This window comes from Duganella sp. HH101 (assembly GCF_001758795.1).
In the GTDB taxonomy this organism is placed as follows: domain Bacteria; phylum Pseudomonadota; class Gammaproteobacteria; order Burkholderiales; family Burkholderiaceae_D; genus Rugamonas; species Rugamonas rivuli.
Genome location: NZ_LRON01000023.1, coordinates 78,409 through 99,865, shown reverse-complemented (window position 1 = coordinate 99,865; position 21,457 = coordinate 78,409). Strand labels below are relative to the sequence as shown.

The 21,457-nt window shown below is 65.5% G+C and carries 22 protein-coding genes; 8 read left to right on the top strand and 14 right to left on the bottom strand.

What is annotated here, in order from left to right; all coding sequences use genetic code 11:
* The 9 genes from DUGA2_RS27045 to DUGA2_RS27005 all read right to left on the bottom strand — a co-directional run.
* Nucleotides 1-1,216 (bottom strand): sigma-54 dependent transcriptional regulator (locus tag DUGA2_RS27045; protein WP_070272501.1); only part of this gene is annotated, 1,216 nt, incomplete at its 3' end.
* Between the two features lie 12 nt (nt 1,217-1,228).
* Nucleotides 1,229-2,911 (bottom strand): PAS domain-containing sensor histidine kinase, encoded by a 1,683-nt coding sequence (locus tag DUGA2_RS27040; protein WP_070272494.1) that lies wholly within the window; start codon nt 2,909-2,911, stop codon nt 1,229-1,231.
* Between the two features lie 10 nt (nt 2,912-2,921).
* A complete protein-coding gene (locus DUGA2_RS27035) occupies nt 2,922-3,194 on the bottom strand; it encodes a PP0621 family protein (protein WP_070272500.1) in 273 nt (90 codons plus the stop codon).
* Nucleotides 3,191-4,009 (bottom strand): inner membrane protein YpjD, encoded by an 819-nt coding sequence (locus DUGA2_RS27030; protein WP_070272493.1) that lies wholly within the window; start codon nt 4,007-4,009, stop codon nt 3,191-3,193. Before DUGA2_RS27030 ends, DUGA2_RS27035 begins: the two co-directional genes overlap by 4 nt.
* Before the next feature lie 22 nt (nt 4,010-4,031).
* Nucleotides 4,032-4,829: an ABC transporter ATP-binding protein gene (locus DUGA2_RS27025; RefSeq protein ID WP_070272492.1), complete on the bottom strand. Its 798-nt coding sequence runs from the start codon at nt 4,827-4,829 to the stop codon at nt 4,032-4,034.
* Nucleotides 4,829-5,650 carry an ABC transporter permease gene (locus DUGA2_RS27020; protein WP_070272491.1) on the bottom strand — a complete coding sequence of 274 codons (822 nt, stop codon included), beginning with the start codon at nt 5,648-5,650 and terminating at the stop codon, nt 4,829-4,831. Before DUGA2_RS27020 ends, DUGA2_RS27025 begins: the two co-directional genes overlap by 1 nt.
* Complete coding sequence (locus tag DUGA2_RS27015; RefSeq protein ID WP_070272490.1) at nt 5,651-6,625, bottom strand: ABC transporter substrate-binding protein; 975 nt, start codon at nt 6,623-6,625, stop codon at nt 5,651-5,653.
* Nucleotides 6,626-6,704: 79 nt separating this feature from the next.
* Nucleotides 6,705-7,733, bottom strand: coding sequence for a M48 family metallopeptidase (locus DUGA2_RS27010; RefSeq protein ID WP_070272489.1), 1,029 nt, complete (start codon nt 7,731-7,733; stop codon nt 6,705-6,707).
* Nucleotides 7,730-8,746 carry a YjgN family protein gene (locus tag DUGA2_RS27005; protein ID WP_070272488.1) on the bottom strand — a complete coding sequence of 339 codons (1,017 nt, stop codon included), beginning with the start codon at nt 8,744-8,746 and terminating at the stop codon, nt 7,730-7,732. Before DUGA2_RS27005 ends, DUGA2_RS27010 begins: the two co-directional genes overlap by 4 nt.
* A gap of 177 nt (nt 8,747-8,923) precedes the next feature.
* Here DUGA2_RS27005 and DUGA2_RS27000 point away from each other — a divergent pair, with 177 nt between their 5' ends.
* A complete protein-coding gene (locus DUGA2_RS27000; RefSeq protein ID WP_070272487.1) occupies nt 8,924-11,089 on the top strand; it encodes a hypothetical protein in 2,166 nt (721 codons plus the stop codon).
* A gap of 27 nt (nt 11,090-11,116) precedes the next feature.
* On the opposite strand, the gene DUGA2_RS26995 is transcribed toward DUGA2_RS27000, so the two are convergent.
* Entirely contained in the window at nt 11,117-11,860 is a 744-nt protein-coding gene (locus tag DUGA2_RS26995; RefSeq protein WP_070272486.1) for an ABC transporter substrate-binding protein, read from the bottom strand.
* A gap of 82 nt (nt 11,861-11,942) precedes the next feature.
* Here DUGA2_RS26995 and ffh point away from each other — a divergent pair, with 82 nt between their 5' ends.
* The gene (ffh, locus tag DUGA2_RS26990; protein ID WP_070272485.1) at nt 11,943-13,310 is read left to right on the top strand and encodes a signal recognition particle protein; all 1,368 of its coding nucleotides are present in this window, start codon (nt 11,943-11,945) and stop codon (nt 13,308-13,310) included.
* A gap of 190 nt (nt 13,311-13,500) precedes the next feature.
* Nucleotides 13,501-13,890, top strand: a complete 390-nt coding sequence (locus DUGA2_RS32955) for an SWIB/MDM2 domain-containing protein (RefSeq protein WP_071658983.1) — start codon at nt 13,501-13,503, stop codon at nt 13,888-13,890.
* 159 nt (nt 13,891-14,049) lie between these two features.
* Here the strand turns inward: DUGA2_RS32955 and DUGA2_RS26980 are convergent, their stop codons facing one another.
* Both DUGA2_RS26980 and DUGA2_RS26975 read right to left on the bottom strand, forming a co-directional pair.
* On the bottom strand, nt 14,050-14,646 hold the full coding sequence (locus DUGA2_RS26980) for a lytic transglycosylase domain-containing protein (protein WP_070272499.1): 597 nt from the start codon (nt 14,644-14,646) through the stop codon (nt 14,050-14,052).
* Between the two features lie 11 nt (nt 14,647-14,657).
* Entirely contained in the window at nt 14,658-16,394 is a 1,737-nt protein-coding gene (locus DUGA2_RS26975; RefSeq protein WP_070272484.1) for a proline--tRNA ligase, read from the bottom strand.
* Nucleotides 16,395-16,596: 202 nt separating this feature from the next.
* Here DUGA2_RS26975 and DUGA2_RS26970 point away from each other — a divergent pair, with 202 nt between their 5' ends.
* Both DUGA2_RS26970 and DUGA2_RS26965 read left to right on the top strand, forming a co-directional pair.
* Entirely contained in the window at nt 16,597-17,232 is a 636-nt protein-coding gene (locus tag DUGA2_RS26970; protein ID WP_070272483.1) for an RNA pyrophosphohydrolase, read from the top strand.
* 94 nt (nt 17,233-17,326) lie between these two features.
* The gene (locus DUGA2_RS26965; RefSeq protein ID WP_070272482.1) at nt 17,327-17,752 is read left to right on the top strand and encodes a DUF1841 family protein; all 426 of its coding nucleotides are present in this window, start codon (nt 17,327-17,329) and stop codon (nt 17,750-17,752) included.
* Nucleotides 17,753-17,809: 57 nt separating this feature from the next.
* Here the strand turns inward: DUGA2_RS26965 and DUGA2_RS26960 are convergent, their stop codons facing one another.
* Together DUGA2_RS26960 and DUGA2_RS26955 are read right to left on the bottom strand one after the other, a co-directional pair.
* Nucleotides 17,810-18,151: a cytochrome c gene (locus DUGA2_RS26960; RefSeq protein ID WP_070272481.1), complete on the bottom strand. Its 342-nt coding sequence runs from the start codon at nt 18,149-18,151 to the stop codon at nt 17,810-17,812.
* Between the two features lie 11 nt (nt 18,152-18,162).
* Nucleotides 18,163-18,504, bottom strand: coding sequence for a cytochrome c (locus DUGA2_RS26955; RefSeq protein WP_070272480.1), 342 nt, complete (start codon nt 18,502-18,504; stop codon nt 18,163-18,165).
* A gap of 209 nt (nt 18,505-18,713) precedes the next feature.
* Between DUGA2_RS26955 and DUGA2_RS26950 the strand changes: the two genes are divergently transcribed.
* Genes DUGA2_RS26950 through DUGA2_RS26940 form a run of 3 tightly spaced genes read left to right on the top strand, consistent with a single transcriptional unit; the run spans nt 18,714 to nt 21,353 of the window.
* On the top strand, nt 18,714-19,568 hold the full coding sequence (locus tag DUGA2_RS26950) for a MoxR family ATPase (protein ID WP_070272479.1): 855 nt from the start codon (nt 18,714-18,716) through the stop codon (nt 19,566-19,568).
* The gene (locus DUGA2_RS26945; protein WP_070272478.1) at nt 19,568-20,182 is read left to right on the top strand and encodes a GNAT family N-acetyltransferase; all 615 of its coding nucleotides are present in this window, start codon (nt 19,568-19,570) and stop codon (nt 20,180-20,182) included. Before DUGA2_RS26950 ends, DUGA2_RS26945 begins: the two co-directional genes overlap by 1 nt.
* Nucleotide 20,183: 1 nt before the next feature.
* The gene (locus DUGA2_RS26940) at nt 20,184-21,353 is read left to right on the top strand and encodes a VWA domain-containing protein (RefSeq protein WP_070272477.1); all 1,170 of its coding nucleotides are present in this window, start codon (nt 20,184-20,186) and stop codon (nt 21,351-21,353) included.
* Nucleotides 21,354-21,457 lie beyond the last annotated feature (104 nt).

The following is a 21,457-nucleotide window of genomic DNA, read 5'->3' as shown; positions in this document are numbered from 1 at the left end:
GCAGGGGCTGAGGCGACGGCACGACTGCTTCGGCCATGCGCGCGCCTTTCAGCGCCAGGTCCGCCACCTCGATCACGCCGTCGTTGGCGAAGGCCAGCGCCCGCTCCAGGATGTTTTCCAGCTCGCGCACATTGCCGGGGAAGGAGTAGCCGCGCAGCGCATCGAGCACGCCCTCGCCCAAGCGCACCTTGTGTTCGAAAGTGCCCAGCCGTTCCAGGATGGCGCCGGTCAGCACGGCCAGGTCGTCCAGCCGCTCGCGCAGCGGCGGCAGGCTCAATTCGATCACGTTCAGGCGGTAGAACAGGTCCTGCCGGAAGCTGCCCTGCTCCACGCACTGCGCCAGGTTCTTGTGGGTCGCACTGATAATACGCACATCGACCGGCTCTTCGGCGGTGGCGCCGATCTTGCGCACGCGCCGCTCCTGGATCGCCCGCAACAGCTTGACCTGCATCGCCAGCGGCAGGTCCGCCACTTCATCGAGCATCAGCGTACCGCCGTTGGCCGCCTGGAAGAAGCCGTCCCGCTCATCGGCCGCGCCGGTGAAAGCGCCCTTGCGGTAGCCGAAGAACTCCGCCTCCATCAGCGCCTCGGGGATCGCGCCGCAGTTGACCGCGATGAAAGGCTTGCCCGCGCGGGAACTGAGCGCGTGGATCTCGCGCGCCGCCAGCTCCTTGCCGCTGCCCGATTCGCCGTTGATGGCGATCGGCGCCATCGAGCGCGCCAGCCGTTCGATCTGCGCGCGCAGCGCCTGGATCACGGCCGACTCGCCCTTCAAACGGCTGGCCGCCTGCGCGGCGTCGGGCGCCTCGCCGGCCGGCGGCTCGGCGTTCAGCCGCAGCGCCGACTGCACCATCACCCGCAGCTGGTCCAGCGCCACCGGCTTGGAAATGTAGTCGAAAGCGCCGGCCTTGAGCGCGATGACGGCGTTGTCGGCGCTGCCGAACGCCGTCACCACCGCGATCGGCGTGTTCTTGTAGGCGGCGCTGACTTCGCGCACCAGCTCCAGCCCCAGGCCGTCCGGCAGGCGCATATCGGTCAGCACCAGCTGGTATTCGCGCTCCGCTTGCGCCAGCAGGCCGCGCGCCTGCGCCAGCGTGGCGGCGCTGTCGACGTCCAGGCCCATCTTCAGCAGGGTCAGTTCCAGCAGTTCGCGCAGGTCGGCTTCATCGTCGACGACCAGCACGCGAGGGGCGCGTTGGGAACCTCTAGCACTCATCAAGCAGCCTCTCTACTTTTGCGCCGGATGGGCGAAGGTGATTACAAACCGCCCGCTGGAGCGCGGCGTCCCATCGGGGCTGTCCTTGATGTCGAAACGGTATTCGTAGTCCAGCCGCGCCTCGTTATTCAAACACAATTCGCGCGCCAGATACAGTCCCAGCCCCGTTCCTTTGCTGGATGTGGTGTAAAACGGCTCAAACAGGTGGGCCCGCACCTCGGGCGAGATGCCGGGGCCGTCGTCCTGCACGTGCAGCTCCATGCGGCGGGCCTTGTCGCTCAGCAGGTCCATGCGGATCGACTCCGGCCCGCCGCTGGCGTAGCGCACCGCGTTGTTGAGCAGGTTGAGCACCACCTCGCGCAGGTGCAGCGCATCGAAGCGCACCAGCGTGCCGGGCGGCGCCGAGGTGCCGATGATGTCCGGCGGCAGGCCGTGGGTTTCGACGAATTCCGCCTTCAGCTCGGCCAGGAAGACCTCCAGCGCCAGCGGCTCGCTGTGCGGCTGCACCTTGCGCGACAGCTGCAAGATATCCTCGACCATGCGGTTGACCCGCGCCACGTTGTCGCCGACGATCTTCAGCAGCCGCAAGTGGACGGTGCTGTCCAGGTCCTCGCCCAGCAGCGCGGTGGCGTGGCCGATGGCCGACAGCGGATTGCGCACCTCGTGCGCGATGCTGGCGGTGAGCCGCCCCATCGACGCCAGCTTCAGCTGCTGCGCCTGGTTTTCGATGCCGGTCACATCCTGCAAAAAGATCACGCTGCGGTCCGTGCCCAGGCCGTCCGTGTTGACCGCCGCGAAGCGCACCTTCAAGTGCGCGGCCAGGTCGCGGCGCGCGCTCCAGGCGGCCGTCACGTCCGCCAGCGCCGCCTCGGCATAGGGCTTGATGGTGACATAGGCGGTGCTGCGCGTGGCATCGTCGCGCCATTCGGCATAGGCTTGGGCCAGCGGCGCCAGCGCGGCGGCGGTCGACAACCGGAACTTCATCTCGGGACCCATCATGCCCAGCATCTGCTGCGCCGCCGGATTGCCGGCGAAGACCTGGCCATCGGCGTCGATCACCAGGATGCCGTCGCCGACGTTGGCCATCACCAGCCGGTTCACCGCCTGCTGCACGGTGATCTCGACGCCGCGCCGTATCGCCAGCTCTTCCTGGCCGATCAACTTGGCGGCCATGCGGTTGACCACGAACACGGCGGCGAAGAAGGCGCCGCCGTACAAGCCGGCCTGCAAATAAGGCTGTTCGCCCTCCATCATGAACACCTGCCAGGTGCTTTCGGCCAGCATGAACAGCGCCACCAGCGAGGCGCAGAACAGCGACAGCATCAGCGGCGCCAGGATGGCCGAACCGGCCAGCGGGAATAAATAGAGGATGGCCAGGCCGCTGCGCAAGCCGCCGCCGGCCAGGTACAGCAGCGAGATCACGGCCAGGTCGCAGGCGATTTGCGACAGCAGTTGCAGCAGGAAGCGGCGCTGCCAGTACACCGCCGTCAGCGCGAAGACGATCGCCAGGCCGAGATAGACCAGGCAAATCTGCAGGTAGAGATATGGCCCGGAGGCGCGCAGGCCGTGGTTGTCGAAGCTCAGGTAGACCAGCAGCACCAGCGCGATCACCACCCGCGTGGCGTTGAGCGTTTGCAGCGACCGCCAGAAGGTTGCGCGCGATTCGGCCGACAAGGCTTGCAGGCGCGCGATCACGCGCTGGACCCTAGGCCGCCGGCAGCGTGGCGTGGGCCGCGCTGCAATAGTCGCGGCCGCGCGCCTGCACGGTCTCCGATGCCGGATAGAAGATGCCGCAATGGGCGCACTGCAACATGGTTTCGGCGTCGGCCACCGATTTGGCGGCGGCGGCGCGCCCTCCCTCCGGCTGCGGCGGCTGGCGGAACTGCTGCTGGTGACGCTTCTGCGCCTCGCGGATCTTGCTGCGGACGGCGAAGATCACCAGGAAAACCAAGGCCAACCAAAAGATAATACGGCTCATGCCCAACCCTTATGCAAAACCACTTCGAACACAAAACGGCTGCCGACATAGGCCAGCAACAAGGTGGCGAAACCGGCCAGCGTGAAGCTCAGCGCGGTCTTGCCGCGCCAGCCACGGAAGCGGCGGCCCGCCAGCAGCGAGGCGAACAGCACCCACGACATCAGGGTGAACACCGATTTGTGGTCCCATTTGAGCGCCTGGCCGAACAGCTGCTCCGAAAACACGATCCCCGACAGCACCGTCAAACTCAGCAGGACGAAGCCGAAGCCTATCATGCGGAACAGCAGCTTCTCCATCGTCAGCAGCGCCGGCAGCCGGTCCAGCGCGCTGGACATGAAGCTCTTGGCGTCGGTGCCGGCGTGCAGGCGCTTTTCCTGCAAGGCCATCAGCACCGCATGGAAGGCGGCCACCGTCAGCGTGCTGTAGGCCAGCGTGGCGATGGCGATATGCCAGCCGAACAGCGGCGACTTGCCCTCCAGCGGGATCACGTTGCCGGGGAAGCCGGCCTGCAGGGCCGCCGCCAGCGCGGCGTTCGGCATGACCAGGCGGCGCATGCCGTCCAGGCTGAAATTCTGGTTTTCTATCCAGTACGCGGCCACCGACACCCACAGCGCCGACGACAGCATGGCGGCGAAACCGATGCGGATGGTGCCGGCGCCGGTACCGGGAAAACCCGCCACCTCGGACCACAGGCCGGCGCCGTGCAGCACCCAGGCGGCCGCCGTCAGGGCGGAAATCAGCCCGGCGCGGCGCGACGGCAGCGCGGCGCATATAAGATACAGCGCGATGGCTGCGAAGAGTAAAGGAGTCTGCATGTCCCTCAGTTTACACCATCGCTCAGTCGACGGCTGCCATGCGCAGCTCGTCGTTGTGATGGCGTTGCTGTTCTTCCATCACCAGTTGGCCCAGTTCGCGCTTCAGGGCGTTGAACTCGGCGGAGGCCGGATCGCGCAGGCGCGGCAATTCCACCATCAGGTCGCGCTTGACGGTGCCGGGGCGGTAGGTCATGACGACGATGCGGTCGGCCATATAAATCGCCTCTTCGATGCTGTGGGTGACGAAGATGATGGTCTTCTTCAGCTCGGCCCAGATGCGCAGCAGCTCGTCCTGCAGGTTGCGGCGGGTCAGCGCGTCCAGCGCGCCGAAGGGCTCGTCCATCAGCATGATCGGCGAGTCCAGCGCCAGCACGCGGGCGATGGCGACCCGCTGGCGCATGCCGCCGGACAGGTCTTTCGGGAAACGGTTGCGGAAGTCGGTCAGCGACAGCATGGCCAGCAGCTTGTCGACGATGGCGTTGATCTCGGCCTTGGCCACGCCCTTGATCTCCAGGCCGAAGGCGACGTTGTCGGCCACCGTCATCCACGGGAACAGCGCGTATTCCTGGAACACCATGCCGCGCTCGGGGCCGGGCGCCGTCACCTCCCTGCCGTCGGCGACGATGCGGCCGGAGCTCGGCGGCGCGAAGCCGGCGACGGCGTTCAGCAGCGTCGACTTGCCGCAGCCCGAAGGCCCGAGCAGGCAGACGAACTGGCCCTGCGGGATCTCCAGGTCGATATCCTTGAGCGCCACCAGCTGGCGCTCGGCGGTCTGGAACACCTTGCTGACGTTGGAAATGACGATGTGGGTCGCGCTCATCAGTTCTCCAGGCCGCGGTGCCAGCGCAGCAGATGGTTGTTCAGTTTATTGACGGCGGTGTCGATGATCAGGCCGATCAGGCCGATGGTGATCATGCCGGCCATGATCTTGTCCGACCAGAAGTACTCGCGCGCCTCCAGGATGCGGAAGCCCAGGCCGTTGTTCACCGCGATCATCTCGGACACGATCACCACGATGAAGGCGGTGCCGATGCCGATCCGCACGCCCGACAGGATGTAGGGCACGGCGGCCGGCAGTATCACCCGCAGGAACATGGTGCTGCCGCTGGCGCCGAGGTTGCGCGCGGCGCGCAGGTAGATGCTGTCGACCTGGCGCACGCCGGCGATGGTGTTCATCAGCACCGGGAAGAAGGCGCCCAGCACGATCAGGAAGATGGCCGGCGGATTGCCCAGGCCGAACCACAGGATGGACAGCGGGATGTAGGCGATGGGCGGAATCGGCCGCAGCAGCTGCATCAGCGGATTGAGCCAGGCGTAGACCAGCGGGCTGGCGCCCATCACCAGGCCCAGCGGCAGCGCCAGCGCGGCGCCGATGGCGAAGCCGACCACCACGCGGTACAGGCTGCCGAGGGCGTCGACGATCAGCTCGCCCGACACGGCCCACAGCAGCCAGCTGCCCTGCTCCGGGCTGTACGGCTGGATCGGCAGCAGATAGGCGATCCAGCGTTCCAGCACCGCCAGCGGCGACGGCAGCATCTGCGGATTGACCCAGCCCTTCATCGACACCATCTGCCAGACGCCGATCACCAGCGCCGGCACGATCAGGCCGACGCCAACCTCCTTCAGCTTGAACTTGACCATTTACTTGACGCCCAGGCTTTTCTTGGCGGCGTCCAGCAGATCGGTCTTGACCCATTCCTTGGCGGCCGGCGGCTTGCTCATGCGGCCGACGCCGGTCTTGAACATGACGTCGGTGGTGATCTGGATGTGCTCGGGCGTGATGTCGTAGGAATACGGCGAATTGCCGATGGCGTCATCGAAATCGTCCTTGGTGATCTGGCCCTTGAAGACGGTCTCGCGCACATATTTCTCGGCCACGGCCGGTTGTTCGATGAAGGTCTTGGTGGCTTCGACGAAGCAGCGCATGAACTTCTCGGCCAGCGGACGCTTCTCCTTGTAGAACTTCTCGGTCATCACCATGGTGCGGATCGGTTCGCCGATCGGGGTGTCGTAGGGCTTGAGGATCTCGTTGCCGTAGCCCTTGTTGATCGATTGCGACGATTGCGGCTCGGAGTTCATCATGGCGTCGATGTTCTTGCCCAGCAGCGCCTGGTTCAAATCGGCGTAGGCCAGGTAGATCAGTTGCACGTCCTTGCCCGGCTGGTCGGAGGCGCTCAGGCCGGCCTGCTGCAGTTCGGCCAGCAGCAGCACTTCCTGGATGCCGCCGCGCGTGACGCCGACTTTCCTGCCCTTCAAATCCTTGACGCTTTTCATCTTCAGTTCGGCGCGGCCGACCAGGCGCGCGCCGCCCTTGGCGAAACCGGCGACGACGAAAATCGGCGCGCCGCTGGCGCGGCCGGAGATCGCCGCCTCCGACGCGGTGGTGCCGACGTCGAGCTCGCCGGCGATGATGCCCTGCATGACGTCCAGCCCTTTGGCGAACACCCGCTCCTCGACCTTGATGCCGCACTTGGGCGCGATCTCCTTGATGTAGGAAACGGCGCCATAGTGGGCGAACTTCAGATTGCCCAGGCGGACCACCTCCTGCGCCTGCGTGGCGCCGGCGGCCAGCATGGCGGCGATGGTCAAGGTCTTGGCGATAGCGTTCAGTTTCATCCGTCTCTCCTGTCGAGTGTGGTACCACTTTTTTCAGTGCAGATCATACCAAGCCGGCGGGCACTTGCCTATCGCTCAATCAAGGGCGTGCGCGCAGCCGGGCCTGCCGTTCGACGCTCGGCGGATGGCTGGAGAAATACGGCGGCAGCTTGCCGCCGTCCAGCTTGTCGAGTTTGGCGAACACCGCCGCCAGGTGGTCGAGCGCGATGCCGTTGTGGCGCAGCATGGCCGCCGCGTAATCGTCGGCTTCCTGCTCGGCGTCGCGCGAGTACTTCATGTCCAGCGCCAGCGCCGGCAGCGTGCTCAGCACGGCGGAGATGTCGCCGAACACCAGCGAGGTGGTGGCCGTCACGGCCGAACTCTGGATGATGCGGCGCGTCATATGGCGCCGCTGCAAATGGCCCAACTCGTGCGCGAGCACGCCCATCACGGCTTCGTCGTCCTGCAGCAGCGCGACCATCTGGTCCGTCATGACGATGTCGCCGGACGGCAGCGCGAAGGCGTTCGGGCCGACGCGGCTGCTGCGGAACACCAGTTGCCAGGCCGGCGCCGGGCCGTCCGACGGTGGCGGCGCCAGCGTGGCAAAGCGGCGCCGCAATTGTTCCTGGCGGGCCGGCGCCAGCGTCGACGGCGCGAACATCTGGTGGTCCAGCGCGGCCAGCACGCCCTGCCCCAGCTGGCGTTCGGCCGACAGCGGCAGCGCGTCGGCGATCCAGCCGGCGGCGGCCGGCAGAAAGTACAGATAGCCCAGCGCCAGCAGCGCCACCGTGGCCAGCGCCGCCGCCAGCACGCCGCGCCAGCTGTGCTGCAACAGCACCACCGGACTGTCGCGGTGGCCGGTTTGCCGCAGCAACTGCTCGAAGCCGGCCAGGTCGTCGATTTCCAGAAAGGCGCCGTCGGCGAACGTCACCTTGCGCGCCGCGTGGCGGCTGCGCTCGGAGACGCGCAGCTCGGCCAGCGGCGCCTCGCGTTCGGCCTCGCCTGCGAGGCGGGCGAGGCCGCCGGCCACCGTCAGCGTGACGCGGTGCAGGCGCGACGTCTGGCCGTCGAAATAGCGCGCGGCCACCGGCGGCGCGGGCTGCTGCGCGGGGCTGTGCGCGTCACTCATAGCGACAGGTCGTAGTCCATGAACTCGGCCATGCCTTCGCCGGTCGCGCCCACTTCGCCGTCCTGCACGGAGGTGATGTCGTCCAGGCTGCCATCGACCAGCAGCGACATCGACTCCAGGCGGTAGCGCATGGCCCGCACGCGCGCGAACGGCAGGAACAGGCCCAGCGTGCAGATCACGGCCAGGTAGTTGGTGAAGGTGATGAAGGCAAGACGGCCCCAGCGCATGTCGGAATGGAAGCGATGCTGCTCCAGGCTGGTGTGGTTCCAGATCAGCTTTTGCAGCATGTTCATGAACAGCGGATAGACCACGAAGGCCCAGCCGTAGAAGGCGATCAGGAACAGGCCGCTTTCGCCGGCCGCCTGGGCGCTGCTGGCCGGTTCCGGCGCGCTGCGGATCAGCAGCTGGAACAGCGCCGCCACGCCGGCGCCGCCGATCAGCAGCAAGCCGCCATACAGTTTATAAAAATCGGCGACGCCGCCGTCGAAGGAGAAGCGCGCCTTGCCATAGCGGCTTTCGTTGTGCTGCCAGGCCTTGGCGCGCTGGTGGATGAAAGGCGTGGCCAGGCCGAAGGTGACGACGTTCAGCAGCGGGCGCACCATGTAGTTGGTGTAGGCGTCGTGCACATCGCCGACGAAACGGAAGCGGATGCCGCGATAGCTGGTGTTATGCAGGCGGAACTGCAAGCTCTTCCAGATGAACCACGGCGAGGCCGCGCCCATGGCCAGCGCCACCACCACCGCCGCCAGCGGCGCCCACGCGGCCGCGGCGATGTAGATGCCGAAGATCACGGCGGCGACGATGCGGCCCTTGAGGATGGCGACCGGGTTGCCGTGGTACTCGAAGCTGCTGCCGGCCAGCTCGGTGCTGGAATAGAAGTACTGGTTGCGGCGCACCTTGGCCCAGGCCGAATAAATCCCCAGCGTGACGATGGTCAGCAGCAGGTTGACGATCCAGATGCGGAAGTACTCGCCGCCGGTGGCGTGAAACCGCACGCGTTGTTCTTGTTCCATGCGCTGCTCCCGATATTAGCAAAGCATCAACGATGCCAATATAAAACAACGTTGTCAACGAGAAACTGATTGTTGGCCATGGCCGGTGACAATGCGCGCATTTTTCCGAGGCATTGAAATGGGATAATAGGTTGGCAATATTATATAAATAATCATCCCGACTTTCGAAAGCCGCGCATGAATTCTGCCTTCCGCACCTCCGCCCATGGCGCCGCCGTCGCGCTGGCTTTGACGCTGACAGCCTGCGGCGGTGGATCCTCCTCGTCGCCGACCGCCGCCGCCTATCCACCACCCAATCCCGCCACGCCAAGCACGCCGGTGACGCCGGGCGCGACCACGCTGACGCTGAGCGCCCCTCCGGCCCAGGTCGCCGCCGGCGTGGCGGTCGCGCTGAGCGCGACGCTCAACGGCGCCGGCACCGTCAGCTGGACGCTGGCGCCAGGCAGCGCTGGCAGCCTGTCCGCCGCCAGCGGCAACAGCGTCGACTACCTGCCGCCGGCGCGCATCAATGCCGCCAGCCAGGTGACGATCACCGCCACTTCCGGCAGCCTGAGCCAGAGTCTGACGCTGAGCCTGGTCCCCGATCCCGCGCTGCCCGGCTTGACGCTCACCGCCGGCACCATCGGCGGCCACTTCATGCTCGACGGCCAGGGCACCGACGCCCGCTTCGACCTGATCGTCGACATGGCGGTCGACCGCGACGGCAATACCTATGTGGCCGACAGCCGCCCCGGCGCGCCCAGCGCGGTGCGCCTGCTGGCCAGGGACGGCAGCGTCAGCACGCTGACGGCGGCGGTCAACGGCCACGCCGACGGCGACCGCAGCCGCGCGCGGGTGGAAAGCGTCAGCGCGCTGGCGGCCTGCGGCAACGGCAAGCTGTACCTGCTCGACCGCGGCGCCCAGGCCAGCTATCTGCGCACGCTGGCCAAGGATGGCGGCATCGCCACCGTCGCCACGCTGCCGACGGCCTATGCCGCCGCGCGCCGCATCTTCTGCGACGACAGCGGCACAGTCTATGTGGCGGCCACCGCCGCGCTGGGCAAGCTGGGCACGGACGGCAGCCTGCAGGACATGGCGGGCCTGACGCTGCCGGCGCCGTCGACGTCGACGGCGTATATGGTGGACCGTCATGCCAACATCTATTACTACGCCACCGATCCCTTTGCCCCGCTGGCGCGCAGCGCCATCTTCCGGCGCACGCCGGCCGGCGTCGTCAGCACGGTGATCGCCATCAATGGCAGGGCCGATGCCGACGGCCCGATCGCCGCCGCCGGCGTCACCGATCCCGCCAGCCTGGTGCTCGATGCCGACGACAATCTGCTGCTGATCGATAGCGACCAACTCGACGGCGGCAACGGCTACCGCGTGCGCAAGATCAGCGGCGGCGCCATCAGCACCCTCTATCACGGCGCCCTGGGCAACTCCCCGTCCCAGAGCAACAAGCTGCCCGGCCAGTTGCGGGTGGCGGCAGACGGCAGCCCGCTGCTGTCCTACCAGAGCGTCGTCAACCGCCTCAGCGGCGGCCAGGCGGTGGCGCTGGCCGGCCTGAACGACGATACCGAGACCCGCCGCATCGACGGCCAGGGCGGCGCGGCGCGCTACTACCTGCCGGGCGGCCTGGCCGCCGACAGCGCCGGCAATGTGTACTCGGTCGACGGCGCGGACGATACGCAACCGTCGTTCTATATGTACCAGCGCATCGTCGTCCGCAAGACCACGCCGTCCGGCGCGGTCAGCACGCTGGCGATCGGCGACAATCCCTTCCCCGCCCGCGCCGGCGGACTGGCGCTGGCGCGCGACGGTACCTTGTATGTCACGCTGCTGGGCCGCAACCTGACGCCGACGGCGCAGGGTGCGGTCTACCGCGTGGCGGACGGCAAGCTGGAGCTGGTGGCCGGCGCCATCGACGATAGCCGCCGGGTTCCGCCGGTCAGCGTCGACGGTGTCGGCGCGGCGGCGCGTTTCGCCTGGCCGCAGCTGAACGGTTTCGACGCCGACGGCAATCTGTATGTGACCGACCGCGACGCGGCCGGCGCGGCGGCGGCCTACCGCACCATCTCGCCGCAGGGCAGGGTCGTCACCATCGAGGGCATCCCGCGCAGCGTGCTGGCGGCGCCGGACGGCTATGTCTACCGCGCCGATCCGGCGCAGGGCGTGATCTGGCGCACGGCGGCCGACGGCAGCCGCAGCGTGGCGGCCGGCGTGGCCGGCCTGCCGGCTCAGGGCACGGTGCTGGGCGCGCTGCCGGCGCGGCTGGACCGTCCGACCAGCATCGTGCCGACCGGCCCGCACAGTTTTGCGGTCACGGCCGGCGGCGCGCTGCTGCGCCTGGTGCTGCCGTAACGCCGCCGCAGGCACCGCGCCGGCGCCTCAGTCCTTGAGGTATTTGTCGTAGATGGCGCGGTAGCGGCCGGTTTTATGCAGATGCGCCAGGCCGGCGTTGAAGTCGTCGCGGATGGCGGCGCTGCGGAACACCGGGCGGTAGTCGCCGCCGTCGGCGCGGATGAAGCTGTGTTCGTCCACCGGCGGCATCTCGAAACCCGGCTGGCGCTTGCGCTGCAGGCGGGTGTAGTACTGGAAGATGCTGCGGTCGCTCAGCGCGATGTCGTAGCGGCCCAGCGCCAGCAGCAGCGGCTGCGCCTCCTGGTGGTTGCTCTCGACATAGCCGGGGCCGCGCGTCAGCGGCTGCAGCCACACCGGGTAGCGCGCCGCCGCGCCGACGAAAGCGATCACCGTATGGCCCTGCAAGTCCTCGGGCCGGCGGATCGCCAGCTTGCTGCGCTTGAGCGTGTAGAACACATTGTCGTAGATGACGGGCGGGGTGCCGTAGTGGCCGCCGTGCGGCGTCATGTCGACACCGACGTCCATCATGATGGCGTCCACCGCGCGCGCCTTGAAGCTGACCGGGATGCGGCCCATCGGCAGATAGCGCGCCTGCAGCACATGGCCGCGGTAGGCCAGCGCCTCGCGCACCAGGTCGACCTCGATGCCGGCGTCCTCCCCCGCTAATATAAAGGGCGGCAGATTGTCGCCGAAGGCCATGGCGACGTTGGCCGCCCCGGCCGGGCCGGCCAGCGCCCACGTGGCCGCCAGGAAGATGCGCACTCTGTTCATGCCCGAAATGATAACAGGCTCTCCGCGCCGGCGGCCTGCCCGATGGGGTAAAATGACGGCCACTGTTCATTCCGGGTTCATCATGCTAGACAATCTTACCCAACGCCTTGCCAAGGTCGTTAAAACCATGCGCGGCGAGGCCCGCCTGACCGAAGCCAACACCGCCGAAATGCTGCGCGAAGTGCGCCTGGCGCTGCTGGAGGCCGACGTCGCCCTGCCCGCCGTGCGCGAATTCATCGCCAAGGTCAAGGAAAAGGCCCTGGGCGAAGAAGTGATTTCCTCGCTGACGCCGGGCCAGGCCCTGGTCGGCGTGGTGCAGCGCGAGCTGGCCGCCCTCATGGGCGCCGACCTCGGCCCAGAAGCGACGCAGCTGAGCTTTGCCCAGCAGCCGCCCGCCATCATCCTGATGGCCGGTCTGCAGGGTGTGGGTAAAACCACCACCGTCGGCAAGCTGGCCAAGTACCTGAAGGAAGAAAAGAAGAAGAAAGTGCTGACCGTGTCGGCTGACGTCTACCGTCCCGCCGCGATCGCCCAGCTGCAATCGGTGACGGCCCAGGTCGGCGCCGACTTCTTCCCGTCCACCGCGCAGGACAAGCCGGTCGACATCGCGCTGGCCGCGCTGGACTGGGCCAGGAAGCACTATCACGACGTGCTGATCATCGACACCGCCGGCCGCCTCGGTATCGACGAAGAGATGATGAAGGAGATCGCCGCCGTGCACGCGGCGGTCAAGCCGATCGAAACCCTGTTCGTGGTCGACGCCATGCTGGGCCAGGATGCGATCAACACCGCCAAGGCCTTCAACGACGCGCTGCCGCTGACCGGCATCGTGCTGACCAAGCTGGACGGCGATTCGCGCGGCGGCGCCGCGCTGTCGGTGCGCCACATCACCGGCAAGCCGATCAAGTTTGCCGGCGTGTCGGAAAAGCTGGACGGCCTGGAAGCGTTCGATCCGCAGCGCATGGCCAATCGCGTGCTGGGCATGGGCGACATCATGGCGCTGGTGGAAGAAGCGCGCAAAGGCGTCGACAGCAAGGCTGCGGCCGAGCTGGCGGCCAAGGTCAAGTCGGGCGGCAAATTCGATATGAACGACTTCAAGGCCCAGCTGGGCCAGATGAAGAAGATGGGCGGCATGGCCAGCCTGGTGGACAAGCTGCCGGCGCAGTTCCAGCAAGCGGCCGGCGGCGCCAACATGGACCAGGCCGACAAGCAGGTGCGGCGCATGGTCGGCATCATCGACTCGATGACGCCGCAGGAACGCGCCAAGCCGGAGCTGATCAAGGCCACCCGCAAGCGCCGCATCGCGGCCGGGGCCGGCGTGCAGGTGCAGGAAGTGAACCGCATGCTGACCCAGTTCGAGCAGATGCAGACCATGATGAAAAAGCTGTCCGGCGGCGGCATGATGAAGATGATGCGCTCGATGAAGGGCATGATGCCGGGCATGCGCTAAGCGGGGGAAAAGCCCGCCGGACACGGGGAAAGCGCGCCTTGACGGTGCGTAGCCCCGGGAAAGCCCGTGTTTACGTGGTGTTTCCGGGAAAAAACGCGAAAAACACTTGCATACTCGGTAAATCACCACCAATATTAGCCGGTGCGATCAATTGCGCAATTTTCCATGTGTTCGTTAAGGAGGCTCGAAGATGGCAACAGCCAAAAAAACCCCAGCAGCAGCACCAGCTAAGAAAGCCGCCGCGAAACCGGCAGCCGCAAAAAAGGCAGCACCCGTAAAAGCAGCAGCCAAGCCAGCAGTGAAAAAAGCAGCCGCACCGGCCGCACCGCGCAAACCGAACGCCGCCTTCATGAAAGCGATGACGCCATCGGCCACCCTGGCCGCCGTAGTTGGCGCGACCCCGCTGCCTCGCACCGAAGTCACCAAAAAAGTCTGGGATTACATCAAGAAGCTCGACCTGCAAGATCCGGCCAACCGCCGCATGATCAATGCCGACGACAAGCTGAAAGCTGTATTCGGCGGCAAAGCCCAAGTATCCATGTTCGAAATGACCAAGCTCATTTCCGACCACCTGAAATAAGCGCAGCGGCCAGTACAGCCGCGCCGGGATGCCGTCCTCGCTCACGCGACGACGGCATTTTTTATGTGGGGTCAAGTCTGACATTCGGACACGGCCTCTGCCGTATCAGCGTATACGGCAGAGGCCGTGTCCAAATGTCAGACTTGACCCCCACTTTTTTTACTGCACCTTCCAGTTGTTCCACGCCGACAGCACGGCGTTCGGATACTCCGGCTTGCCGCGGCTGCCGTTGTAGCGGCCCAGCGCGAGATACAGGTTGCCGGCCTCCATGTCGATGTACATGCGCAGGATGGCGCAGCCGTAGCGCAGATTGGTCTGCATATTGAACAGCGCACTGCGGTTGCGGTCGCCGATCACATTGGTCCAGAACGGCATCACCTGCATATAGCCGCGCGCGCCCACGATCGACACCGCGTACTTGCGGTACGCCGATTCGACCTGGATCAACCCCAGCACCATGCCCGGCTCCAGGCCGGCGCGGCGCGCTTCATACCAGACGGTGGCGAGGAACTCGTTGCGGGTCTGCTCGTCGGGCAGCTTGCGCTTCAGGCGCGACGAGACCTGCGCCAGCCATCCCTGGTAGCGCAAACGTTCGGCGTCGGTGCGGAATGTCGGCTGCGGCGGGGTCGCATCCTTGATGGCGTTGGCCAGCGCCAGCCGAACCGCATCGGCCAGCGCTTCTTCCTTCTGGTTGCCGGCATGGGCCGCGCCGGTGGCGCCGGCCAGCGCCAGCACCACCGCACACCCGGCCAGCATGCGCTTCACGATCACGCCGCCATTTTGCCTTTGATGAAGCTGACGATGTCGGCCACCGGCACGGCGGTCGCTTCGGTGTCGCGGCGGCCCTGGTATTCCAGGTTGCCTTCCTTCAGGCCGCGGTCGCCGATCACCACGCGGTGCGGCACGCCGATCAGCTCCCAGTCGGCGAACATGCCGCCCGGACGCAGGCCGCGGTCGTCGAGGATGACGTCGATGCCGGCCGCCTGCGCGTCGGCATACAGCTGCTCGGTCGCTTGCTTGACCGCCTCGCTGCGGTCCATGCCCATCGGGCACAGCACCAGCTCGAACGGCGCCAGCGCGGTCGGCCAGATGATGCCCTTGTCGTCGAAGTTCTGCTCGATCGCCGCGCCCAGGATGCGGGTCACGCCGATGCCGTAGCAGCCCATCTGCAATGGCGCGGGCTTGCCGTTCTCGTCGAGGAAGGTGGCCTTCATCGATTCCGAGTACGCGGTGCCCAGCTGGAACACATGGCCCACTTCGATGCCGCGCTCGATCGCCAGCACGCCCTTGCCGTCCGGCGAGGCGTCGCCCGCCACCACGTTGCGCAGGTCGGCCACGATGGCCGGCTCGGCCATGTCGCGGCCCCAGTTGGCGCCGGTGTAGTGGAAGCCGGCGTCGTTGGCGCCGCAGACGAAGTCCGCCATGTTGGCGACCGTGCGGTCAGCCACCACGGTGACCGGGGCCTTGGTGCCGACCGGGCCCAGGTAGCCAGGCACGCAGCCGTACACTTCCAGGATCTCGGCTTCGGTCGAGAAGCGGTGCGCGGCCAGGCCGGCGACCTTGCCGACCTTGACTTCGTTGAGCTCATGGTCGCCGCGCAGCAGCAACATGAAATACTGTTTAGCCACTTTGCCGTCGGTCTCGGTTTCCACCGTCAGCGCGATGGTTTTCACGGTCTGCGACAGGTCCAGCTTGAGCAGCTCGGCCACCGCTTCGCACTTGGTGGCGTTCGGGGTCGAGGTCTTGGTCAGCGCCTGCGCGGCGGCCGGACGGCTTGCCGCCAGCGGCAATGCCTCGGCCGCTTCCATATTGGCGGCGTAGTCCGAGGTGTCGCAATACACGATGGCGTCTTCGCCGGTGCTGGCGATGACGTGGAATTCATGCGAACCGGTGCCGCCGATGGCGCCGTTGTCGGCCGCCACGGCGCGGAACTTCAGGCCGAAGCGCGTGAAGATGGCGACATAGGCGTCAAACATGATTTTGTACGAGGCCTGCATGCCGGCCAGGTCGCGGTCGAAGGAGTAAGCGTCCTTCATGGTGAACTCGCGGCCGCGCATCAGGCCGAAACGCGGACGGCGTTCGTCGCGGAACTTGGTCTGAATGTGGTAAAAATTCAACGGAAGCTGCCGGTAGGATTTAATTTCCGAGCGCACCACATCGGTGATCACTTCTTCCGAAGTCGGCTGGATCGCGAAATCGCGGCCATGGCGGTCCTTCACGCGCATCAGCTCCGCGCCCATCTTGTCCCAGCGTCCGGTCTCCTGCCAGAGCTCGGCCGGCTGCACCAAAGGCATCAGCAGCTCAATGGCGGCGGCCTTGTTCATCTCTTCGCGGACGATGGCCTCGACTTTGCGGATGACGCGCAGACCCATCGGCATATAGGTATAAATGCCCGAACCGAGGCGTTTGATCATGCCGGCGCGCATCATCAACTGATGGCTGACGATCTCGGCGTCGGAAGGCGCTTCTTTAAGCGTGGAAATAAAAAATCGTGAGGCGCGCATACGGTGAATTCTTTTTAAAAAGAGAGAGTTATAATCAACCTAATTTTAAAGGATTAGCTGGCTGATGCGTCCATACTTTATACAAATGCGTTCAATTGATGCCTCTCCGGCCGTTTTCGTACCCCGAAAACCCAGCCGGAGCGCGGTTTTGTGGGCAAAAATATAAGCAGGGAGCTAGGTCGCAGAAAGTTTGAGGTGCAACATGCTCGATCGTGAAGGGTTTCGGCCCAACGTCGGCATCATCCTGCTAAACGCCCAGAACGAGGTGTGGTGGGGCAAGCGGGTGCGCGAGCACTCTTGGCAATTTCCGCAAGGCGGCATCAAATACGGAGAAACGCCGGAACAGGCGATGTATCGGGAGCTGGAAGAAGAGATCGGATTACGGGCAGAGCACGTCAAAATCGTCGGCCGCACGCGCGATTGGCTGCGCTACGAGGTGCCCGACCACTTCATCAAGCGCGAAATTCGCGGCCATTACCGTGGCCAGAAGCAGATTTGGTTCCTGCTGCGGATGTGTGCGCGCGACAACGACGTCAACCTGCGCCTGACCGACCATCCGGAATTCGACGCCTGGCGCTGGCATGACTACTGGGTGCCGCTGGATGTGGTGATCGAGTTCAAGCGCGAGGTGTATCAGCGCGCCTTGCAGGAGCTGTCGCGCTTCCTGACCTGGCCGGCCAACGGCCACGACCGCCGGCATCACGGTTCGCGCTATCTGCGCCAGCCGCATCCGCCGCGGCCGAATCCGGAACCGCCGGGCGCGGCCTGCGGCACGGAAGCGCCTGCGGCCCCGGCCGCAGCCGAGGCGCCGCCCGAGCCGCAAAAGAAAAGCGGGTGAGAAACAGCCTCCATCAGCCTGAACGCGCTCAAGAGCGCGCCCGGTGCCGATGGGGGCTTTTTTTTGCCCGCAGCCGTAGCGGTATAATGGCGCCATGTTCAATCCATCTTCCGACGACGTGCGCCGCTTCTTTTGCGAGACCTTCCGCAAGCAGCGCGACCATGAAATCCTGACTCCGCTTGAAGCCATGGCGGCCGACTGGGTGCGCCACCATCCCGAATACCACGACGTGCTCAGCGATGTCGACAGCGCGCTGGCGCGCGACTACTCGGTCGACGGCGCCCAGGCCAATCCCTTCCTGCACCTGTCGATGCACCTGTCGATCGACGAGCAGATCTCGATCGACCAGCCGCGCGGCATCCGCGACGCCGCCACCGCGCTCACGCTCAAGCTCGACGACGCCCACGCGGCGCAGCATGAAATCATGGAATGCCTGGGCGAGATGATCTGGACCGCCCAGCGCAACGGCACGCCGCCGGACGGCGACGCCTATATCGAAGCGATCAAGCGCCGCCTGTAGACGGCGAAAATTAAAAAAGCCACGCGATGCGTGGCTTCTGATTCACTACACCGCGGCTTAGCGGTGCACCGCCAGCGTGCCTGGCAGGCTGTGCAGGTAGGCCGCCAGATCCTTGATGTCCTGGTTGCTCAGCGGCTTGACCTGGCCGGTCATGATCGCGTTGTTGCGGCCGTTGGCGCCGTCGCCGCGCTTGTAGGCGGTCAAGGCGTGCTCCAGGTAATCCTTGTGCTGGCCCGCCAGCTTCGGATAGCTCGGGTCGATCGGGGTGTTGAAATCCTTGCCGTGGCAGGCGAAGCAGCTGTACTTGTCGGCCAGCGCCTTGCCGGCGTCGACATTGCCACCAGCCAGGGCGGCGCTCGATACGGCGGTGAAGCACAACGCGGTCATCAGTTTTTTCATGGAGTCGGTCCTCATTTCGCGGCGGTGGCGGTGACGGTCTGCTGCGCGTAGAACGCGGCGACATCGGCGATATCCTGGTCCGACAGGCTGCCGGCGATGCCCTTCATCGACGGATGCTTGCGATCGCCTTTTTGATACGCCTTCAGCGCACTCTCGATGTACTTGGCAGACTGCCCGCCGATCATCGGCACCTGGAACACTTCCGGGAAGGTGGCTTTATAGCCGGGGATCCCGTGACAACCGATACACATTTCAATCTTGGCTTTGGCGTTCTGGGCATTGCCCACGACGTCCGCCGCCGGGGCGATTTGCGCGATGCCTGCGAGCACGAGGAGTGCGGTGATTTTTTTCATGGCGTTTGCTAGGTAAGTAATCGGATACTACCGCGGATGCAAAACTTGACTTTTGCACTATCAGCCTGCGATTCTAACTCAAGAATATAGCCAAGGCTACACACAATCATTGCCAGAACAACACACTGTCCAGCCCGCCGACCCGAGCACCTCCTCTAGCGTTCTCCCCTATACTGGCGCTTATCCCCATCTTTTCGAGATCGCACCCTATGCACGCCACACCCCGCTTCGAAGGCTCCGACCAGTATGTCGCGACCCATGACCTGAAACTGGCCGTGAATGCGGCTTTGACGCTGCAACGGCCGCTGCTGATCAAGGGCGAGCCGGGCACCGGCAAGACCATGCTGGCCGAGGAAGTGGCCGCCGCGCTCAATATGCCGCTGATGCAGTGGCACATCAAGTCCACCACCAAGGCGCAACAAGGCTTGTACGAATACGATGCAGTGTCGCGTTTGCGCGACTCCCAGCTCGGCGACGAGCGCGTGCGCGACATCCACAACTACATCGTCAAGGGCGTGCTGTGGCAAGCCTTCACCGCGCCGGAGCCGGTGGTGCTGCTGATCGACGAGATCGACAAGGCCGACATCGAGTTCCCCAACGACCTGCTGCGCGAGCTCGACCGCATGGAATTCTATGTCTACGAGACGCGCGAGATGGTGCAGGCCAGGCACCGCCCGCTGGTCATTATCACCTCCAACAACGAGAAGGAGCTGCCGGACGCCTTCCTGCGCCGCTGCTTCTTCCACTACATTAAATTCCCCGACCGCGACACGATGGAACAGATCGTCGCCGTCCACTACCCGAACCTGAAGAAGGAATTGCTGGCGCAGGCGCTGCACACCTTCTACGAGGTGCGCGACGTGCCGGGCCTGAAGAAGAAACCGTCGACCTCGGAATTCCTCGACTGGCTCAAGCTGCTGATGGCCGAGGACTTGCCGCCGGAAGCGCTGCGCAGCAAGGACGCCAAGGCCGTCGTGCCGCCGCTGCACGGCGCGCTGCTCAAGAACGAGCAGGACGTGCACCTGTTCGAGCGCCTGGTGATGATGTCGAGGACCAACCGCTGATGAACCAGCTCGCCCACCCCGCCGCCACTATCGCCCCGGTCACGCTGGAACTGCACGGCGTCCGCCTCGAACCGCTGGGCCCGCAGCACGCCGACGGCTTGCGCGCGGCCGCCGGCGACGGCGAGCTGTGGACGCTGCGCGTGACCTCGGTGCCCGAGCCGGAGCAGGTCGACGCCTACATCGCCACCGCGCTGGAAATGCGCCCCGGCCGGCTGGCCTTCGCCGTGGTCGACGCCGCCAGCGGCGCGGTGCTCGGCACCACCAGCTACCACGACATCGTCCCCACCATCGCCCGGCTGGAGATCGGTTATACCTGGTATGGCAAGCGCCACCAGCGCAGCCACGTCAACACCACCTGCAAGCTGCTGCTGATGACCCACGCCTTCGAGACGCTGGGCGCGGCGCTGCTCGGCCTGCGCACCGACAATTTCAACTTCGCCTCGCAGGCCGCCATCGAGCGCCTGGGCGCGAAGAAGGATGGCGTGCTGCGCCACCACGCACTGCGCCGCGACGGCACCGTGCGCGACACCGTCATGTACAGCATCGCCGCCGGCGAATGGCCGGAGATCAAGGCGCAGCTGCGCTACAAGCTGGCCCTGCACGGGACGCGCTGACATGCTGATCGATTTCTTCTTTACCCTCAAGGACGCCAAGATCCCGGTGACGATCAAGGAGTTCCTGACCCTGCTCGAAGCCATGCAGCGCCAGGTCGGCGCGGCGTCGATGGACGACTTCTATTACCTGTCGCGCCTGACGCTGGTCAAGGACGAGGCCCACTACGACAAGTTCGACCGCGCCTTCGCCCAGTACTTCAAGGGCATCAACGCCGCCTTCGAGGGCAATAGCGCGATCCCGCTGGACTGGCTGGTCAAGCGCATGCAGCGCGAGCTGAGCGACGAGCAGCGCGCCCAGCTGGAAAAATTCGGCTACGACAAGCTGATGGACCGGCTGGCCGAGCTGCTCAAGGAGCAGAAGGAGCGCCACGAAGGCGGCAGCAAGTGGATAGGCACGGGCGGCACCTCGCCGTTCGGCAACGGCGGCACCAATCCCGAGGGCGTGCGCATCGGCGGCAAGGGCGGCAACCGCACCGCGGTCAAGGTGTGGGAGGCGCGCGCCTACAAGGATTACGACGGCGAACGCGAGATCGGCACCCGCAACATCAAGGTGGCGCTGCGCCGCCTGCGCAAGTTCGCGCGCCAGGGCGCCGAGGAGGAATTGGCGCTGGACGCCACCATCCGCGCCACCGCCAACAACGCCGGCTACCTCGACATCAAGATGCAGCCCGAGCGCAAAAACAACATCAAGGTGCTGATGCTGTTCGACGTCGGCGGCACCATGGACGACCATATCGATCGCACCGAGGAGCTGTTCTCGGCGGCCAAGACCGAGTTCAAGAACATGGAGTTCTTCTACTTCCACAACTGCGTGTACGACTATATGTGGAAGAACAACCGCCGCCGCCACTCGGAGCGCTTCCCGACCTGGGACATCCTGCGCAAGTACCCGCCGGACACCAAGCTGATCTTCGTCGGCGACGCCACCATGAGCCCCTACGAGGTGCTGCAGCCGGGCGGCTCGGTCGAGTACAACAACGAGGAAGCCGGCAGCGCGTGGCTGGCGCGCTTCACCAGCGCCTTCCCCAAGTTCGCCTGGCTCAACCCCGAGCCGGAGGGCGTGTGGCAGTACCGGCAGTCGATTTCCATCATCCGCCAGTTGATGAACCACCGCATGTTCCCGCTGACCATGGACGGCCTGGAGCGGGCCATGCGCACGCTCAGCAAATAAAAAACCGGCGGACACAAGTGTTGCCGGAGTAAAACATTGTAAAGATTGTCCATATACAATTTTAAACAAATATTAACTTGTCATCGTATCGTACGACGTATAGC